At 60.9% G+C, this 16,114-nt stretch carries 19 protein-coding genes, 3 tRNA genes and 1 riboswitch; of the genes, 12 read left to right on the forward strand and 10 right to left on the reverse strand.

Going from position 1 to position 16,114, the window contains the following annotated elements; all coding sequences use genetic code 11:
* The first annotated feature begins 18 nt into the window (after window positions 1-18).
* The 5 genes from queE to arsC all read left to right on the forward strand — a co-directional run bounded on the left by queE (window position 19) and on the right by arsC (window position 2,891).
* Window positions 19-654 (forward strand): 7-carboxy-7-deazaguanine synthase, encoded by a 636-nt coding sequence (queE, locus tag ACPWMG_RS21680; RefSeq protein WP_483301585.1) that lies wholly within the window; start codon window positions 19-21, stop codon window positions 652-654.
* Entirely contained in the window at window positions 651-1,016 is a 366-nt protein-coding gene (locus tag ACPWMG_RS21685; RefSeq protein ID WP_483301586.1) for a 6-carboxytetrahydropterin synthase, read from the forward strand. The genes queE and ACPWMG_RS21685 overlap by 4 nt, the downstream gene beginning before the upstream one ends.
* A 66-nt stretch (window positions 1,017-1,082) precedes the next feature.
* Entirely contained in the window at window positions 1,083-1,409 is a 327-nt protein-coding gene (locus ACPWMG_RS21690; protein ID WP_483301587.1) for an ArsR/SmtB family transcription factor, read from the forward strand.
* Complete coding sequence (gene arsB, locus ACPWMG_RS21695; protein ID WP_483301588.1) at window positions 1,403-2,455, forward strand: ACR3 family arsenite efflux transporter; 1,053 nt, start codon at window positions 1,403-1,405, stop codon at window positions 2,453-2,455. Before ACPWMG_RS21690 ends, arsB begins: the two co-directional genes overlap by 7 nt.
* A gap of 13 nt (window positions 2,456-2,468) precedes the next feature.
* Window positions 2,469-2,891: an arsenate reductase (glutaredoxin) gene (gene arsC / locus ACPWMG_RS21700; protein WP_483301589.1), complete on the forward strand. Its 423-nt coding sequence runs from the start codon at window positions 2,469-2,471 to the stop codon at window positions 2,889-2,891.
* A 9-nt stretch (window positions 2,892-2,900) separates the two neighbouring features.
* Here the strand turns inward: arsC and ACPWMG_RS21705 are convergent, their stop codons facing one another.
* The 9 genes from ACPWMG_RS21705 to folC form a co-directional block, all read right to left on the reverse strand.
* On the reverse strand, window positions 2,901-3,551 hold the full coding sequence (locus ACPWMG_RS21705) for a hypothetical protein (protein WP_483301590.1): 651 nt from the start codon (window positions 3,549-3,551) through the stop codon (window positions 2,901-2,903).
* Window positions 3,552-3,686: 135 nt separating this feature from the next.
* A riboswitch (cyclic di-GMP riboswitch) is annotated at window positions 3,687-3,771 on the reverse strand.
* A gap of 242 nt (window positions 3,772-4,013) precedes the next feature.
* Window positions 4,014-4,090: transfer RNA gene (locus tag ACPWMG_RS21710), tRNA-Asp, on the reverse strand.
* A gap of 56 nt (window positions 4,091-4,146) precedes the next feature.
* Window positions 4,147-4,222 (reverse strand) — tRNA-Glu (locus ACPWMG_RS21715).
* Between the two features lie 33 nt (window positions 4,223-4,255).
* Window positions 4,256-4,331, reverse strand: a tRNA-Ala gene (locus tag ACPWMG_RS21720).
* 77 nt (window positions 4,332-4,408) lie between these two features.
* Window positions 4,409-5,797: a glutamate--tRNA ligase gene (gltX, locus tag ACPWMG_RS21725; protein WP_483301591.1), complete on the reverse strand. Its 1,389-nt coding sequence runs from the start codon at window positions 5,795-5,797 to the stop codon at window positions 4,409-4,411.
* A gap of 35 nt (window positions 5,798-5,832) precedes the next feature.
* A complete protein-coding gene (gene purF / locus ACPWMG_RS21730) occupies window positions 5,833-7,362 on the reverse strand; it encodes an amidophosphoribosyltransferase (protein WP_483301592.1) in 1,530 nt (509 codons plus the stop codon).
* 48 nt (window positions 7,363-7,410) lie between these two features.
* On the reverse strand, window positions 7,411-7,896 hold the full coding sequence (locus ACPWMG_RS21735) for a CvpA family protein (RefSeq protein WP_483301593.1): 486 nt from the start codon (window positions 7,894-7,896) through the stop codon (window positions 7,411-7,413).
* A gap of 12 nt (window positions 7,897-7,908) precedes the next feature.
* Window positions 7,909-8,745, reverse strand: a complete 837-nt coding sequence (locus tag ACPWMG_RS21740; protein ID WP_483301594.1) for an SPOR domain-containing protein — start codon at window positions 8,743-8,745, stop codon at window positions 7,909-7,911.
* Between the two features lie 13 nt (window positions 8,746-8,758).
* Window positions 8,759-10,048 carry a bifunctional tetrahydrofolate synthase/dihydrofolate synthase gene (folC, locus tag ACPWMG_RS21745; protein ID WP_483301595.1) on the reverse strand — a complete coding sequence of 430 codons (1,290 nt, stop codon included), beginning with the start codon at window positions 10,046-10,048 and terminating at the stop codon, window positions 8,759-8,761.
* 55 nt (window positions 10,049-10,103) lie between these two features.
* Here folC and ACPWMG_RS21750 point away from each other — a divergent pair, with 55 nt between their 5' ends.
* From ACPWMG_RS21750 to ACPWMG_RS21780, 7 genes are all read left to right on the forward strand, one after another.
* Window positions 10,104-10,448, forward strand: a complete 345-nt coding sequence (locus ACPWMG_RS21750; protein ID WP_483301596.1) for an ArsC family reductase — start codon at window positions 10,104-10,106, stop codon at window positions 10,446-10,448.
* Window positions 10,449-10,505: 57 nt separating this feature from the next.
* The gene (locus ACPWMG_RS21755) at window positions 10,506-11,138 is read left to right on the forward strand and encodes a hypothetical protein (protein WP_483301597.1); all 633 of its coding nucleotides are present in this window, start codon (window positions 10,506-10,508) and stop codon (window positions 11,136-11,138) included.
* 115 nt (window positions 11,139-11,253) lie between these two features.
* Window positions 11,254-11,571, forward strand: a complete 318-nt coding sequence (gene ppnP, locus ACPWMG_RS21760; RefSeq protein WP_483301598.1) for a pyrimidine/purine nucleoside phosphorylase — start codon at window positions 11,254-11,256, stop codon at window positions 11,569-11,571.
* 25 nt (window positions 11,572-11,596) lie between these two features.
* The gene (gene argG / locus ACPWMG_RS21765) at window positions 11,597-12,937 is read left to right on the forward strand and encodes an argininosuccinate synthase (RefSeq protein WP_483301599.1); all 1,341 of its coding nucleotides are present in this window, start codon (window positions 11,597-11,599) and stop codon (window positions 12,935-12,937) included.
* A 133-nt stretch (window positions 12,938-13,070) separates the two neighbouring features.
* Window positions 13,071-13,634 (forward strand): MOSC domain-containing protein, encoded by a 564-nt coding sequence (locus ACPWMG_RS21770; protein WP_483301600.1) that lies wholly within the window; start codon window positions 13,071-13,073, stop codon window positions 13,632-13,634.
* A 12-nt stretch (window positions 13,635-13,646) separates the two neighbouring features.
* Window positions 13,647-14,264, forward strand: a complete 618-nt coding sequence (locus ACPWMG_RS21775; RefSeq protein ID WP_483301601.1) for a molybdopterin-dependent oxidoreductase — start codon at window positions 13,647-13,649, stop codon at window positions 14,262-14,264.
* Between the two features lies 1 nt (window position 14,265).
* Window positions 14,266-14,997 (forward strand): FAD-binding oxidoreductase, encoded by a 732-nt coding sequence (locus ACPWMG_RS21780; protein ID WP_483301602.1) that lies wholly within the window; start codon window positions 14,266-14,268, stop codon window positions 14,995-14,997.
* 9 nt (window positions 14,998-15,006) lie between these two features.
* Here ACPWMG_RS21780 and murB read toward each other — a convergent pair whose 3' ends face one another.
* Complete coding sequence (gene murB, locus ACPWMG_RS21785; RefSeq protein ID WP_483301603.1) at window positions 15,007-16,047, reverse strand: UDP-N-acetylmuramate dehydrogenase; 1,041 nt, start codon at window positions 16,045-16,047, stop codon at window positions 15,007-15,009.
* Window positions 16,048-16,114: the final 67 nt, after the last annotated feature.

A 16,114-nucleotide genomic window follows, 5' to 3' on the forward strand; every position in this document is an offset into this window, starting at 1 on the left:
CGCTCAGGAGATGCGCCTGTGACCTACGCTGTCAAAGAAATTTTTTATACCTTGCAAGGTGAAGGCGCGAACGCTGGTCACCCCGCCGTGTTCTGCCGCTTTGCCGGCTGCAACCTGTGGACTGGCCGAGAAGAAGACCGTCCCAGTGCCATCTGCCAATTTTGCGACACCGACTTTGTGGGCACCGATGGCACCTCGGGCGGCAAATACCGCACCGCCGAAGCCCTGGCCGAAAAGATCGCCAGCTTCTGGCCCGCACACGACATGGCCAACCGCCTGGTGGTGATGACAGGTGGCGAGCCGCTGTTGCAAATCGACACGCCCTTGATCGCCGCCATGCATGCGCAAGGCTTCAGAATCGCGGTGGAAACCAACGGCACCATTCAGGCGCCACCCGGCATCGACTGGTTGTGCGTCAGCCCCAAGGGCGGCTCGCAGTGGATTCAGCGGCAGGGCCAAGAGCTCAAAGTGGTGTGGCCTCAAGCGGGCTTGGACCTCGACGAACTCGAAGCTGCCGATTTTGAAAACCACTTCTTGCAGCCCATGGACAACCCGCAACAACCGGCGAACGTGCAAATCTGCATCGGCAAATGCCTGGAACGACCAAAGTGGCGCCTGAGCCTGCAAACCCACAAGATCACAGGCATACGATGAGATTCGAGCTGAGCCAGAAGTTCTACTTCGACGCTGCGCACACCTTGCAGCGCGCAATTGAAGCCGAGGGCAGCAAACGCATCCACGGCCACACGTATAGCGTGGAAGTCACCATCGGTGGCGAGCAAGATCCAACCACCGGCATGGTCGTGGACTTAGGCCTGTTGCGGCAAGAAATTGCCGTGGTGCGCGAGATGCTGGATCACCATCTGCTGGACGAAGTCGCTGGTATTGGCACACCCACACTGGAAAACCTGTGCGCGTTTATCGCCAGCCGGTTGAACATCGAACGCCGCCTGCTGCAGAGTGTGAAGGTGTGGCGCGACGGCGTGGGCGATAGCTGCACGCTGCAGCTTCCCTAAAGCACCAAAGATCACCCAACCAAATTTGGGAATGCATCTCTTCCATATTTCGACTATTATTGAAATATGGAAGAATCAGACATCATCAAAAGCCTGGCCGCCTTGGCACACCCGATTCGCCTCCAGGTGTTTCGCGCACTGGTGGTCACGGGCGACAGCGGCCTAAACCCAGGCGCCATGGCCGAAGGACTGGGCATTCCAGCCAACACCCTCTCGTTTCATCTCAAAGAGTTGGTCAACGCCGGGCTGGTCACCCAGGAACGTGCGAGCCGTAACCTCATCTACCGCGCAGCTTACGAGCAAATGAATGGCTTGCTCAGCTTCTTGACGGAGAACTGCTGCCAGGGTGCGCCTTGCGCGGTAGACGCCTCTGCGGCGAGCTGCAAATGCTGAAACCGTCGATCAGCTTTTTCGAGCGTTATCTCACCGTTTGGGTGATCGGGTGCATCGCCGTTGGCGTCACCCTTGGGCAATTTTTTCCGACGCTGACGCAATCGGTGGCTGCCATGGAAGTCGCTCAAGTCAACATTCCTGTAGGCGTTTTGATATGGGGCATGGTCATCCCCATGCTGCTGAAGATCGACTTCGCCGCGCTGGGCCAGGTCAAGGCCCATGCGCGCGGCATTGGTGTCACGCTGTTCATCAACTGGGCAGTCAAACCTTTCAGCATGGCATTGCTGGGTTGGCTCTTTATTCGCCACTTGTTTGCGCCTCTGCTACCCACAGAGCAAATCGACAGCTACATCGCGGGCTTGATTTTGCTGGCCGCCGCGCCCTGCACGGCCATGGTGTTTGTGTGGAGCCAACTCTGCAAAGGCGACCCGTATTTCACACTCTCGCAGGTGGCACTCAACGACGCGATCATGGTGGTGGTCTTCGCCCCGATTGTGGGGTTGCTGCTGGGTTTGTCGTCTATCACCGTCCCGTGGGAAACACTGCTGATCTCGGTTGGCCTGTACATCGTGGTGCCCGTGGTGCTGTCGCAACTGCTGCGCAAAGCTCTGCTCTCCAATGGCGAGGCGCACTTCCAAGCGCGTCTCGACAAGCTCGGCCCCTTTTCGATTGCCGCATTGCTGCTGACGCTGGTGCTGCTGTTTGCGTTTCAAGGCGAAGTAATTCTGCAACAGCCGTTGGTCATTGCGCTGCTGGCAGTACCCATCTTGATCCAGGTGGTCTTCAACTCCGGGCTAGCCTACTGGCTGAACCGCCGCATGGGCGTGCAGCACTGCGTGGCCGGCCCATCGGCGCTGATTGGCGCCAGCAATTTCTTCGAGCTGGCGGTGGCCACGGCCATCAGCTTGTTTGGTTTCAAGTCGGGCGCAGCATTGGCCACCGTTGTGGGCGTGCTCATCGAGGTTCCCCTGATGCTGGCGGTTGTGGCAGCGGTCAACCGCTCACAAGCCTGGTATGAAACTGGCGCCAGGCGATCCAAAAATTAACTGAGAGCACCTCATGCATCACATCACCATCTTCCACAACCCCGCCTGCGGCACCTCGCGCAACACCCTGGCACTCATTCGCAACAGCGGCGTAGAGCCCGAGGTCATCGAATACCTGAAGACGCCACCGAGCAAAGCCCGCCTGCTTGAACTGCTCCAAGCCATGGGCATCAGCGCGCGTGAACTGCTGCGGCAAAAAGAAGCGTTGGCAAAAGAGCTTGGACTGGCCGACGAAAAATGGAGCGACGATGCGCTCGTGGACTTCATGCTGCAGCATCCAGTCCTGATCAACCGTCCCATTGTGGTCACAGCACTGGGTGCCAAGCTGTGCCGGCCGTCTGAGTTAGTGCTCGACATCTTGCCGTTACCGCAACGCGGCGCCTTCACCAAAGAGGATGGTGAAGCCGTCATCGGTGCTGACGGCAAGCGGGTTTGATCCAAGGCTTTATTTGACCGAAGTGGCTGGGCCACTGGCCTCTGAAGCGGCTACGGCCGCCGGCCCCACGCTGGCCATCGGCTCTTCCGCCCCTTTCTTCCGGCCCGCCGCGCGCGCGGGCAACGCCACGTCCAGTTCGGCAACGCTGGTGTCCAGAAATGCCTTGGCCTTCACATCCCCGGCAGCCGCCACACGCTCGATTCGCCCCACCACTTGAGACAACCACTTGGGTTGTTTGTCAGGCGGGGTTTGGAGCAAATCACCAGCGGCGAAGTTGGACGCACCGATGGCCTTTTTCTCGTTATCGAACAGTCCACGGCGCGCGCCGATAAGCGCGCCAGCGCGCAAAATCGCTTCGGGCGCTTTGCCTTGGCACAGCTTGCGGTTCACCAGAATGGCATAGGCCGCACGTTTGTCAGGCTCAGCCGGAATCACGACTTCCCGATCCCCCTGCTGCACCACCTCTTCCCAATCGCGCACATACGGCACAGCTACGCCTTCGAAAGTGCACTTGCCCTCGCCATCTTCACGCCACCACTCACGGTGCAGACTGATGGGCGTCACGCTTTCCAAGGCGGAAGGCAGCGGAGTTTCAAACGGGTAAAGGGTGATGCTCGAAAACAGCATCACCCCCAGGTACAACATATCCAAGCCGAACACAGGCATCCTTTCAATAGATCAAACAACGGGCACAGCACCAACATGGCAGGTAGGCCATCAAGCAACGCGCGCGCAAACAAAAATGCCCTCAACCAAAAAGGACGAGGGCCTTGTGCATTGCGATCGATTAAATCGACTGGCAACCGCGCTACCGTAGGTTTTCACCCTTAGGCCGCAGGCTTTGCGTCACCGGCTTTCGCAGGTTTTGCCCATCATGAATTGACTATACAACACAATTTTTTACAAATTACCCGATGACCATGTCCGTGGCTTTGTCTGGCTTGGGGAGAGGTGCATAGCGAAGATGTCTTTCCGACATGAAATAGGGAAGCAGCATGACCCGTATACCGTGGCTCGGATGCATGACGACATTGAGAAGTCATGGGGACAAATCATGGAATAAAGTTTTGAAGCCAGAAATGAAAAAAGCCACCAATCTTTCGATTGATGGCTTTTCCGTTTTGGCGGAGTGGACGGGACTCGAACCCGCGACCCCCGGCGTGACAGGCCGGTATTCTAACCAACTGAACTACCACTCCTGGTAGATAGCTTTCGATGCAACACAAATCGTGTATCACATCCAAGCGCTATAACTTGGCGACCCTACGGGGATTCGAACCCCGGTACTCACCGTGAAAGGGTGATGTCCTAGGCCTCTAGACGATAGGGTCATAACCTAAGAACTTCCGTTCAATTCAACACTGTGGTGGAGGTAAGCGGAGTCGAACCGCTGACCTCTTGCATGCCATGCAAGCGCTCTACCAACTGAGCTATACCCCCCACTGTCTTCGATTTGTTTCTTGCTTATTGCTTTCAACACATCGTTAACTGCTGAGCCTCGAATTATATACAGGTTTTTAGCGTTTTTGCAAATTCGCCAAAATTTTTTCTCTTCCTGCTAATTCAAGCACCGCATCTACGGAAGGTGTGTGGGCAGTCCCTACTGCAAGCACACGCACTGGCATTGCCAACTGTGGCATTTTAAGGGCAAATTCGCCCAAAGTTTCCTTGAACGCTGCCGCAATCGCAGGTTTCGTCCATTCGCATTTGGAGAGCTTTGCAGCCAAGGCATCGACCGCCGGGAAGATCGCGGGCACGAGGTGGGTGGCGCGGTCTTCCTCGGTGATGGTCACGTCGCCATAGAAACGAGCAGCCCAGTCAGCCAATGCGTTGATGGTGTCGCAGCGGTCTTTGAACAGGCCACAGATGCGGACCAGGCGGTCGTCAGCGGTAATGCCCTGCTTGGCGAGCTGCGCCTTCACCAGCGGCTCCAGCGCGTCGTCTGCCATGGCCTTCAAGTGCTGGGCATTCACCCAACGCAGCTTGCTCTCGTCAAACTGCGCGGCACTGCGGCCCAGGTGGTCCAGGTTGAACCACTCCAGAAATTGTGCGCGGCTGAAGATTTCGTCGTCGCCGTGGCTCCAGCCCAGGCGGGCCAGATAGTTGACCATCGCGTCAGGCAGAAAGCCTTCGTCGCGGTATTGCGTCACCGGCTTGGCGCCGTTGCGCTTGCTCATCTTCTCGCCCTGCTCGTTCAGCACGGTAGGCAAGTGCGCGTACACCGGGGCCTCTTTGCCCAAGGCTTTGAAGATGTTGATCTGGCGCGGCGTGTTGTTGACGTGGTCGTCGCCACGGATCACGTGGGTGATGGCCATGTCGATGTCGTCCACCACCACGCAGAAGTTATAGGTGGGCGTGCCATCGGGGCGCGCAATCACCAGGTCATCCAACTCGTCATTGCTGATCTCGATACGGCCTTTGACCTTGTCGTCCCACGCCACCACGCCGCCAATCGGATTCTTGAAGCGCAACACCGGCTGCACACCTTCGGGTACGGGCGGCAAAGTCTTGCCAGGCTCGGGGCGCCAGGTGCCGTCGTAACGAGGCTTTTCTTTGGCAGCCATTTGCTTTTCACGCAGGGCATCCAGTTCAGCCATCGACATGTAGCAGGGGTACACGTGCCCCGCCGCTTGCAACTCAGCCAACACCGCCTTGTAGCGGTCGATGCGTTGCATTTGGTAGAACGGGCCTTCGTCGTGGTTCAAGCCCAGCCAAGCCATGCCTTCGATGATGACATCGACTGCGGCTTGGGTGGAACGCTCCAGATCGGTGTCTTCAATACGCAAAATGAAGTCGCCCCCGGTGGCCCGGGCAAATGCCCATGGGTACAGCGCGGAACGAATGTTGCCCAGGTGGATGAAACCAGTGGGCGATGGGGCGAAGCGGGTGCGAATCTTTTGCGTCATGGATCGGGTCAGTGCGGGTTCAGGCAGTCTTCGCGTTAAGCGGTTTGGGCGTTGGGCAGGGCCAGGCGGGAAGTGTCTTCCTCCTGCTCGTTGGTAGCCGCGTGGCGCCCTTCGTTGATGCGCTGGATGTCGTCGGAAGTGATGTCGCCGGTGACATACACGCCGTCAAAACACGAGGCATCGAAGCCACCGACCGGCAAGTCGCCCAAGCCTGCGGTCTCTGCAGCAGCACCGATGGCGCGCTTCATGCCTTCGACGTCTTGGTAAATCAAAGCGTCACAACCGATCAACTCACGGATCTCGTCCACCGTGCGGCCATGCGCGACCAGTTCGTCTTTGGTCGGCATGTCGATGCCGTAGACGTTGGGGTAACGCACGGGCGGCGCAGCGCTGGCCAGGTAGACCTTGCGGGCACCGGCGTCACGTGCCATTTGCACGATTTCTTTGGAGGTGGTGCCACGCACGATGGAGTCATCGACCAGCAACACGTTGCGGCCCTTGAACTCGCTGCCAATGGCGTTGAGCTTTTGGCGCACCGACTTCTTGCGCGTGCCTTGGCCCGGCATGATGAAGGTACGGCCAACGTAGCGGTTCTTCACAAAGCCTTCGCGGTACGGCAGGCCCAGCAACTGGGCCAGTTGCATGGCACTAGGTCGGCTTGATTCGGGGATCGGGATCACCACGTCGATATCTTTTGGCGGGACGGTAGAGATCACGCGCTTGGCCAACGTTTCGCCCAGGTTCAAACGAGCCTGATAGACCGAAATACCATCCAGCACCGAGTCAGGACGCGCCAGGTAGACGTATTCAAAAATGCAGGGGTTGCGCTTAGGCGATTCAGCGCATTGCTCGCTGTGGACCTGGCCCTTCAGGTCGACAAACACGGCTTCACCAGGCGCCACATCGCGCTCCATGGTGTGCAACGTGCCTTCGAGCACCACCGATTCGCTGGCCAGCATCACGGTGTTGTTCACGCCACGGCCAATACACAGCGGGCGAATGCCGTACGGGTCGCGGAAAGCCAACAAGCCATGGCCAGCAATCGAGGCGATGACGGCGTACGAGCCCTTGACCCGGCGGTGCACATTGCGCACGGCAGCGAACAGGTCAGCAGGGGTGAGCGGCAAACCACGTGTGCAGCGCTCGATCTCGTGCGCCAACACGTTCAGCAGCACTTCGGAGTCGCTCTCGGTGTTGATGTGGCGGTGGTCGGTGGTGAACAACTCGCGCTTGAGTTCCTTGGCATTCGTCAGGTTACCGTTGTGCACCAGCACAATGCCGAACGGCGCGTTCACGTAGAAAGGCTGGGCCTCTTCTTCGCTATAAGCGTTGCCAGCGGTGGGGTACCGCACCTGGCCCAAACCGCAGTCGCCAGGCAGCGCCCGCATGTTGCGGGTACGAAAGACGTCGCGCACCATGCCTTTGGCCTTGTGCATGAAGAACTTGCGGTCTTGTTGGGTCACGATGCCGGCGGCATCTTGGCCCCGATGCTGCAGCAGCAGCAACGCGTCATAGATCAACTGGTTAACAGGAGCGTCACTGACGACACCAACGATTCCACACATATGATTTCCTCAAGCCGCTGGGGTAACGGCACACATTCAGCCGCGGGGTTACGGCAAAAACTTAGCAAACTCTTCCGGCAACATCGGTCGCACCACGTGCAACAGGTCGGTCAGCAGCGCGGCACCATGTGACTCTTGCCACCACGGCTGGGTGTCGAACGACACCAGATACACCACCACGGTGCCCGCCAGCAACAAAACCAAGCCACGCAGGGCACCAAAAAACATGCCGAGCACACGGTCTACAGGCCGTAAACCAACGACCTGGACCAACTTTCTGACCAGCGCCGTCAGCAGCCCTGCTGCAAACGCCGCCACAATGAATACGATGACGAACCCGGCGCAGTAGCGCACGGTCTCCGATGCCTCGCCCAAAGGCAATCGGGCAGCCACTTCTGGCGCAAACCATTGCGCCAGCACAAAAGCGGCAATCCAGCCCAACACGGACAGGACTTCAAATACCAGGCCCCGCCAGGCCCCCAGCGTGATGGACGCCAAAAGCAGCGCCACCAACACCCAATCCAACACAGCCATAGAAATGCTTGCTTACAAGGTCAGGACGGAAGCCGATAAGTCAAGGCTCTTGATCTTGGCCACTGCTTTTTCCGCTTCAGCCTTCTTGGCAAAAGGCCCCACGCGCACCCGCGTACGGGCGCCGCTGCTGGTCTGTACCACTTGGGTGTAGGTTTTCAAACCAGCCTTTTCCAATTTGGAACGCACTTCTTGCGCTTTGCCGGCTTCGGCAAAGGCGCCCACTTGCACCACAAAACGTTCTAGACCGTCTTCGGCTGACGCAGCGGCCGAAGGAGTTGCTGTAGGCGATTTTCCCTCCAGCAGGGCCTTGGCGCGCGCACCGCTGTCATCAACCTTAGCCTCAACCTTGGCAACGGACTTGGGCTCTGGCTTGGTTTCGGCTTTGTGTTCGGGTTTTGGCTCTGGCTTGGGCTCAGGCTTAGATTCGGGTTTGGCTTCTGGCTTTGGAGCCGACACCACTTCCTCTTTATCAGACAGGCTGTTCGCCGCAGCGACGCGGGCAGACGAAGACGGTGTATTGGATGCAGGCTTTGGCGCAGGGGTCGTTTCCACGGGCGTGGCATCCGCCGGCGGTTGTTCCACTTTCACCACGGGGCCGTTGGCCGCAGCACCCGCGCCCAAAGGCTTGACCTTGCCTTTTTCGGGAATATCGATCGGAATGTCGACCGAGACAGGGCGCGGTTGGGTATCGAACAAAAGAGGGAAACCGATCACGCCCAGCAGCACCAAAATGGTGGCGCCGATCAGGCGGTGGCGGGCTCGCCGACGCATGCCTTCGATGGACTCGGTGGGGTTGGACGACAAATCGTCGCCCTTTTGGCCGCGAGAACGGAACTTGAAAAAAGCCATGTGCGGTTAGTGCTCAGGAGCCCAGATGTTTGGCGTTGAGCCTGGGAACACCATTCTCGAGTATGCCGCCAACGGTGTAGAACGATCCAAAGACCACGATTCTATCAGTCGGCTTAGCAGCGGCCACGGCTGCCGCCAGCGCCTCGGCCGGACTTGCGGCCGTCTCACTGATGGCGTCCTTGCGGGTATTCTGGCTTTGCCACTTGGCCTGCAGGTCCTGTGCCTTGGCGGCGCGGGCGGTGGGCAAATCGGTGAACACCCAATGGTCGATCAGCGGGCCGATGCGCTCGAACATGGGCGCCAGGTCTTTGTCGGCCATGGCACCAAATACCGCATGCGTGGTGGGGAAGAAACCCATCGCATCCAAATTGACGGCCAGCGCGGCCACGGCGTGTGCGTTGTGCGCCACGTCGAGCACCAGTGCGGGTTCGCCGGGCACGATCTGGAAACGGCCGGGCAGTTCGACAAGCGCCATGCCGTTGCGCACGGCTTGGGCGGTGACGGGCAGTTTGTCGCGGATGGCGGTCAGCGCGGCCAGCACGCCAGCGGCATTCACCAGTTGGTTGGCACCGCGCAGACCCGGGTAAGCCAAGCCGGTGTAACGCCGGCCACGGCCCGCCCAACCCCATTGCTGCTTGTCGCCCGAGAAATTGAAGTCTTCACCCGCGCGCCACAAGTCGGCGCCGATGGCACGGGCGTGCTCAATCACACTCTCGGGCGGCACTGGGTCGCTGACCACCACGGGACGGCCGGCGCGCATGATGCCCGCTTTCTCGCGGCCGATGCTTTCGCGGTCGGGGCCCAAGAATTCCATGTGGTCGAGGTCGATGCTGGTGATCACGGCGCAGTCGGCGTCGATGATGTTGACGGCATCCAAACGCCCGCCCAGGCCCACCTCCAGAATCACCGCGTCCAGCCCGGCGTTGGCCAGGCGGTACATGATGGCGAGCGTGGTGAACTCAAAATACGTCAAGCTAATTTCGCCCCTGGCGCTTTCTACAGCTTCGAAGCCAGCTATCAAATCAGCAGCAGTTGAGCTTTCGCCGTTCAAGCGGCAGCGCTCTTCAAAATGCACCAGATGCGGCGAGGTGTAGACCCCCGTGCGGTAGCCCGACTGGATCAGCACGGCTTCCAGCATGGCGCAGGTGGAACCCTTGCCATTGGTGCCTGCCACGGTGATCACCGGGCAGGAAAAAGCCAGGTTCATGCGCTCGGCCACCGCGCGCACACGCTCCAGGCCCATGTCGATATTCTTGGCGTGCAGCTGCTCGCAGTGGGCGAGCCAGTCGTTAAGGGTTTGCATCTAGGTATTGTCGCAAACTCAAACCTGCTTACTTGAGGCTGGAGATAATTACCCCATGACCATCCTCTACGGCATCCCCAACTGCGACACGGTAAAAAAAGCCCGTGCCTGGCTCGACACCCAAGCCCACGCTTACACCTTCCACGATTTCAAAAAAGCCGGCGTGCCCGCCGCTGAGGTCGACAAATGGATCGCTGCCGTCGGCTGGGAAAAACTCGTCAACCGCAAAGGCACGACCTGGCGCAAGCTCGACCCGGCCGCGCAGGCTGCGGTGGTAGACGCGGCCAGCGCCAAGGCCCTGATGCTGGCCGAGCCCAGCGTGATCAAGCGCCCGGTGGTCGACTGGGGCAAAACCTTTACCGTGGGCTTTACACCAGAGGACTGGAGCGCGTTGGTCTGATCTGCGGCATCATGGCGCCGGTCTGTCCATTCCTACTCCAACACTTAAAGGCCCGTCATGATGTTCAACCGCCGCCAGGCTTCCATGCTTGTGGGGGCCGTTTTGGCCGCTACGCTTTCCACCACGTTTGCCCAAGCTCCGGCCGCCCCTGCTGCACCCGTGCGCATCCGCGGCGCCATTGAAAAGGTGGAGCCCGGCAGCATCACCGTGCGCGACCGCAGCGGCGAAGTCGTCACGCTCGCCGTGCCGGCCACCACCACCATTGCCGAAGTGCTGCCCATGCAGTTGGCCGACATCCAGGCCGGCAGCTTCATTGGCAGCGGCGCCATGCCGCAGGCCGATGGCACGCTGAAAGCCATCCAGGTGGTGGTGTTCCCCGAGGCCATGCGTGGCACCGGCGAAGGCCATCGCAACTGGGATGCCGTGCCACAGAGCACCATGACCAATGCTACGGTGGACGAAGTAGTCGTAGCGAGCGGCCCCGCAGGTCGCACGCTGAAGCTCAAATACAAAGACGGCGAAAAAACCCTGCTGGTGCCGCCAGACGTGCCCGTGGTCACCTTCAAGCCAGCCGACGCCTCGCTGCTCGTGGTGGGCGCCAAGCTCACCGTTACCGCTGTCATGAAAGACGGTACCCCCACCGCCACCCGCATCACCGCAGGGCGCAACGGCTTCGCGCCGCCGATGTAAATCGGCCTCTACGGCTCACAATGGGGCAGCAACGCCCGCCCCGCGCCCTTCCACGGTCTAAAATCATCGGCTGTCCCAACCTCTCCGCGCAAACCACCGGTTTGCGGCCAGCCCAATGACCACTGCAAAATTTGACGGCGTGACCGTCTCCACCACGGCCAGCGTCTATTTCGATGGCAAATGCGTCAGCCACGGCATCACCTTTGCCGACGGCACCAAGAAGTCTGTTGGCGTGGTGTTGCCCGCAACCCTGACCTTCAACACCGGCGCGCCCGAGATCATGGAATGCACGGCCGGCAGCTGCGAATACAAGCTGGCGGGTAGCGACGCCTGGGTGCGCTCGCAAGCGGGTGAATCGTTCAGCGTGCCCGGCAACTCGAAGTTCGAGATCCGCGTGACCGAGCCCTACCACTACATCTGCCACTTCGGCTAATCCCCAGCTTTTCGGAAACTCCAGCATGGCCACCATTCTCCAAAACGTACCCGCCGGCCAAAAGGTCGGCATCGCCTTCTCCGGCGGCCTGGACACCAGCGCCGCACTGCACTGGATGAAGCTCAAGGGCGCCCTGCCCTACGCCTACACCGCCAACCTGGGCCAGCCCGACGAGCCCGACTACGACGAGATCCCGCGCAAGGCGATGCAATACGGCGCCGAAAAAGCGCGCCTGATCGACTGCCGCAGCCAGTTGGCCGCTGAAGGCATTGCCGCTCTGCAAGCCGGCGCCTTCCACATCAGCACCGGCGGCATCACCTACTTCAACACCACGCCGCTGGGCCGTGCCGTGACCGGCACCATGCTGGTGGCCGCCATGAAAGACGACGACGTCCACATCTGGGGCGACGGCAGCACCTTCAAGGGCAACGACATCGAGCGCTTCTACCGCTACGGCCTGTTGACCAACCCCGCGCTGCGCATCTACAAGCCTTGGCTCGACCAACTGTTCATCGACGAACTCGGCGGCCGCGCTGAAATGTCGGCGTTCATGACGCAAGCCGGCTTTGGCTACAAGATGAGCGCCGAGAAGGCCTACAGCACCGACTCCAACATGCTCGGCGCCACCCACGAAGCCAAAGACCTGGAACTGCTGAGCAGCGGCATTCGCATCGTCAACCCCATCATGGGCGTGGCGTTCTGGAAGGAAGACGTGGCCGTCAAGGCCGAAGAAGTCACCGTGCGCTTTGAAGAAGGCCAACCGGTGGCACTGAACGGCAAAACCTTTGCCAGCAGCGTCGACCTGATCCTGGAAGCCAACCGCATCGGTGGCCGCCACGGCCTGGGCATGAGCGACCAGATCGAAAACCGCATCATCGAAGCCAAGAGCCGCGGCATCTACGAAGCCCCCGGCCTGGCGCTGTTGTTTGCCGCTTACGAACGCCTGGTGACCGGCATCCACAACGAAGACACCATCGAGCAATACCGCGACAACGGCCGCAAACTCGGCCGCCTGCTGTACCAAGGCCGCTGGTTCGACCCCCAAGCCATCATGCTGCGCGAAACCGCACAACGCTGGGTCGCCAGAGCCATCACCGGCGAAGTCACGCTGGAACTGCGCCGTGGCAACGACTACTCGATCCTCAACACCGACAGCCCGAACCTCACCTACGCCCCCGAGCGCCTGAGCATGGAAAAGGTGGAAGACGCGCCGTTCTCGCCACTGGATCGCATCGGCCAATTGACCATGCGCAACCTCGACATCACCGACACCCGCGCCAAGCTCGGCATCTACGCCCGCAGCGGCTTGCTGTCGCTGGGCGGCGAAGCGGCGCTGGCGCAAATTGGCAACAAAGAAAGCAAGTAAGCCTTCACTGGTGAGCAGTTTCTAGCTGCGCTTGAGTCAAAACCCGGGTCATCTTTGGTGGCCCGGGTTTTTTCATGGGCGCAGGCATACTTGAAGTTTCGCCTGAGCTCTACGCCACATCCAAGCCAACCTCATGCCAGACCTGCGCACCCTGACCGCTCAGCACCCACGCCAAGGGCGCGTCGATTCCATCATCCTGCGCCCTGCCAAAGGGGCACCGGCGCAAACGGTGCAGCAGGCCGAAGCGCAACCCGGCTACGGCCTGCTGGGCGACCACCGCGCGACACGCGGGCGCCTGACCGAGACGGCGCGCTTGCGCGAAATCACGCTCATCCAGGCCGAACATTTGCCCACGGTGGCCGCGTGGTGCGGACGCACGTCGATCGACGCCACGCTGCTGCGGCGCAACCTGGTGGTCTCGGGCTGGAACCTGCTGGCCATGCGTTCGCCGTTTGCCGACCGGCCCTTGGTCTGGCACATTGGTGCCGAGGTGCTGATCACCATCACCGGCCCATGCGACCCGTGCTCGCGCATGGAACAACTGCTGGGCCATGGCGGCTACAACGCATTGCGTGGGCACGGTGGCGTGACGGCGCGCATTTTGCGTGGTGGGCGACTCCAGGCTGGCGATACGATTGGGTTGGCCGATGAGCCCACCCAAAAGATAACCAAAGCGCAGCCAGACTTGTTTTCATAAAAGGAGTCAGCCATGGCGACCAGAGGATTTGGCGGAACCCGTCGCGGTGGCCTCAGCGCCACCTTGGCCGCGCGACTGCCGCGCGGCCAGTCGCTCACCGATGACTTTCCGGTGTTGTCCGCCGGGCCCACGCCGCACATCGAAGTGGCCAACTGGAAGTTCACGCTCAAGGTGGGCCCGCGCCCGGTCAAGGTGTGGAACTGGGCCGAGTTCAACGCCCTGCCGCAAACCCGCGTGATAGCAGACATCCATTGCGTCACCACCTGGTCGAAGTTCGACACCAGTTGGCAAGGCGTGACCGTGGACGACCTGCTGGCCGCCGCCGGATTTTCTGGTGCGCCCGCCCCCTTCAGCCTGGCGCATGGTTATGACGACTATTCAACCAACGTAGACAGCGCCGACATGCTGGGCGGCAAGGCCATGGTGGCCACGCACTACGACGGGGCGCCGCTGCAGGCCGAACACGGTGGCCCAGCTCGGCTACTGGTGCCACACCTGTATTTTTGGAAGTCGGCCAAGTGGGTGAGTGGACTGCAGTTTCTGCAGCGTGACGAGTTGGGCTTTTGGGAACTGCGCGGCTACCACCGGCGTGGCGATCCGTTTCTACAGCAGCGCTATAGCGACGATTGACATGGTGTTATGGACACCCGCCACCGTCGAGTCGACCGAGCGCCTGAGCCCGCGCATCGTGCGCATCCGCTTGCGGCCGCAGACCTGGCACCAGCCGCGCGCGGGCCAACACGTGGACGTGCGCCTCACTGCCGAAGACGGCTATCAAGCCCAACGCAGCTACTCCCTGCTGTCGCCCCCCGCACTCGAAGGTTTTTACGACCTGGCGATTGAACGGCTGGAGGACGGCGAAGTTTCGCCCTACTTCTTTGACGTGGCCCAAGCCGGCGATGAGGTGGAAGTGCTGGGCCCGGTGGGCGGCCACTTCGTCTGGCCCACGCACCAAGCCCGGCCAGTGCTGTTGGTCGGCGGCGGTTCAGGTGTGGTGCCGTTGCTGTCGATGGCGCAGCACCGCGCCGCTTTGCGCGACCCGCAGCCGCCCATGAGTTTGGTCTACGCCGCGCGCGATATGGCAGAGGTCATTCTGTGGCCCGCCTTGCAAGCGCTGGAGCAGCACCACGGATTCGCCACGCACCTGGTGTTGTCGCGCGCCAGCACGGCGCCACGGCCACAAGACAAGACCGGGCGCATCGACGCGGCTTACCTGGCCAGCATCTTGGAAACGTTGGGACGATCGCCCTTGCCCTTGGTGTACGTGTGCGGCAGCAACGGCTTTGTGGAAACCGTGGCCCAAGCCTTGGTGGCCCACGGCGTGCCGCCCGCCGACATTCGCACCGAACGCTTCGGCGGCTAGTTCAGCGCATCAAATGACCACCGGCTCCGGCTCCAGCCGAATGCCAAAGCGCTCGTACACGCTGGTCTGGATGGCGCGCGCCAGCGTCACCACCTCGCCGCCGGTCACACCGCCACGGTTCACCAGCACCAGCGCCTGTTTGTCGTACACGCCGGCGTTGCCGATGGACTTGCCCTTCCAGCCGCAGGCGTCGATGAGCCAGCCCGCCGCCAGCTTGATGCTGCCGTCGGCCATGGGGTAGTGCACGATGCGCGGCTCGCGCGCGATGATGTCGGCGCACTGCTCGGGGCTGACCGTGGGGTTCTTGAAAAAGCTGCCAGCGTTGCCAATGACGGCGGGGTCGGGCAGCTTGCTGCGGCGGATTTCGCAAATCCACTCATAAATATGTAGCGGCGTAGGCACATCTACATTACGCTCTTGCCGCTTTTTCTCTAAATCGAGGTAACCCATTTCGGGTTTCCACGGTTTGGGCAGGCGCAGGCGCACACGGGTAATGAGGGCGCGACCAGCCAGGCCAAAGTCGCCGGGCTGTGCCGCCACATGTTTGAACACCGAGTCGCGGTAACCAAAGGCGCATTGCGCGGCATCCAAGGTGAACGTTTGGCCGGTGGTCAAGTCCACGGCGTCCAGCGATTCAAAACGGTCTTGCAGCTCCACGCCATAGGCGCCGATGTTCTGCACCGGCGAGGCGCCCACGGTGCCCGGAATCAGCGCCAAGTTTTCCAGGCCGGGGTAGCCCTGCGCCAGCGTCCACTGCACCAAGCCGTGCCAGCTCTCGCCGCCACCGGCTTCCACAATCCAGGCCTTGTCGGTCTCGGCCACCAGGCGTTTGCCCATCACCTCGACCTTCAGCACCACCGGGCGCACGTCGCCGGTCAGGACCACGTTGCTACCGCCGCCAAGCACAAATTTGGGTTGCGGCCCCAGCACCGGGTCGGCGCAGACCTGCGCCAAGTCGGCCTCGCTGGTGATGCGCACCAAGGTTTGCGCCTTGGCGACGATGCCAAAGGTGTTGTAGTCGCGCAGCGGGGCATTTTTCTCGATTAACATGCCCGGATTGTCGCACCGGGTCTGGTGTCATCCCGCCCCGTTGCCTGGCTGGCCTGTCGCAGCCCAC

The sequence above is a fragment of the Hydrophilobacter chitinilyticus genome (assembly GCF_049860745.1).
GTDB lineage: Bacteria > Pseudomonadota > Gammaproteobacteria > Burkholderiales > Burkholderiaceae_C > Rhodoferax_B.

Coding starts and splice junctions, on each gene's coding strand:
- purF (WP_483301592.1), bottom strand. CDS start 7,362: ATGTGTGGAATCGTTGGTGTCGTCAGTGACGCTCCTGTTAACCAGTTG.
- murB (WP_483301603.1), bottom strand. CDS start 16,047: ATGTTAATCGAGAAAAATGCCCCGCTGCGCGACTACAACACCTTTGGC.
- ACPWMG_RS21740 (WP_483301594.1), bottom strand. CDS start 8,745: ATGGCTTTTTTCAAGTTCCGTTCTCGCGGCCAAAAGGGCGACGATTTG.
- ACPWMG_RS21755 (WP_483301597.1), top strand. CDS start 10,506: ATGATGTTCAACCGCCGCCAGGCTTCCATGCTTGTGGGGGCCGTTTTG.
- arsC (WP_483301589.1), top strand. CDS start 2,469: ATGCATCACATCACCATCTTCCACAACCCCGCCTGCGGCACCTCGCGC.
- gltX (WP_483301591.1), bottom strand. CDS start 5,797: ATGACGCAAAAGATTCGCACCCGCTTCGCCCCATCGCCCACTGGTTTC.
- folC (WP_483301595.1), bottom strand. CDS start 10,048: ATGCAAACCCTTAACGACTGGCTCGCCCACTGCGAGCAGCTGCACGCC.
- ACPWMG_RS21735 (WP_483301593.1), bottom strand. CDS start 7,896: ATGGCTGTGTTGGATTGGGTGTTGGTGGCGCTGCTTTTGGCGTCCATC.
- ACPWMG_RS21750 (WP_483301596.1), top strand. CDS start 10,104: ATGACCATCCTCTACGGCATCCCCAACTGCGACACGGTAAAAAAAGCC.
- ACPWMG_RS21775 (WP_483301601.1), top strand. CDS start 13,647: ATGGCGACCAGAGGATTTGGCGGAACCCGTCGCGGTGGCCTCAGCGCC.
- ACPWMG_RS21690 (WP_483301587.1), top strand. CDS start 1,083: ATGGAAGAATCAGACATCATCAAAAGCCTGGCCGCCTTGGCACACCCG.
- arsB (WP_483301588.1), top strand. CDS start 1,403: ATGCTGAAACCGTCGATCAGCTTTTTCGAGCGTTATCTCACCGTTTGG.
- ACPWMG_RS21780 (WP_483301602.1), top strand. CDS start 14,266: ATGGTGTTATGGACACCCGCCACCGTCGAGTCGACCGAGCGCCTGAGC.
- ACPWMG_RS21770 (WP_483301600.1), top strand. CDS start 13,071: ATGCCAGACCTGCGCACCCTGACCGCTCAGCACCCACGCCAAGGGCGC.
- ppnP (WP_483301598.1), top strand. CDS start 11,254: ATGACCACTGCAAAATTTGACGGCGTGACCGTCTCCACCACGGCCAGC.
- argG (WP_483301599.1), top strand. CDS start 11,597: ATGGCCACCATTCTCCAAAACGTACCCGCCGGCCAAAAGGTCGGCATC.
- ACPWMG_RS21685 (WP_483301586.1), top strand. CDS start 651: ATGAGATTCGAGCTGAGCCAGAAGTTCTACTTCGACGCTGCGCACACC.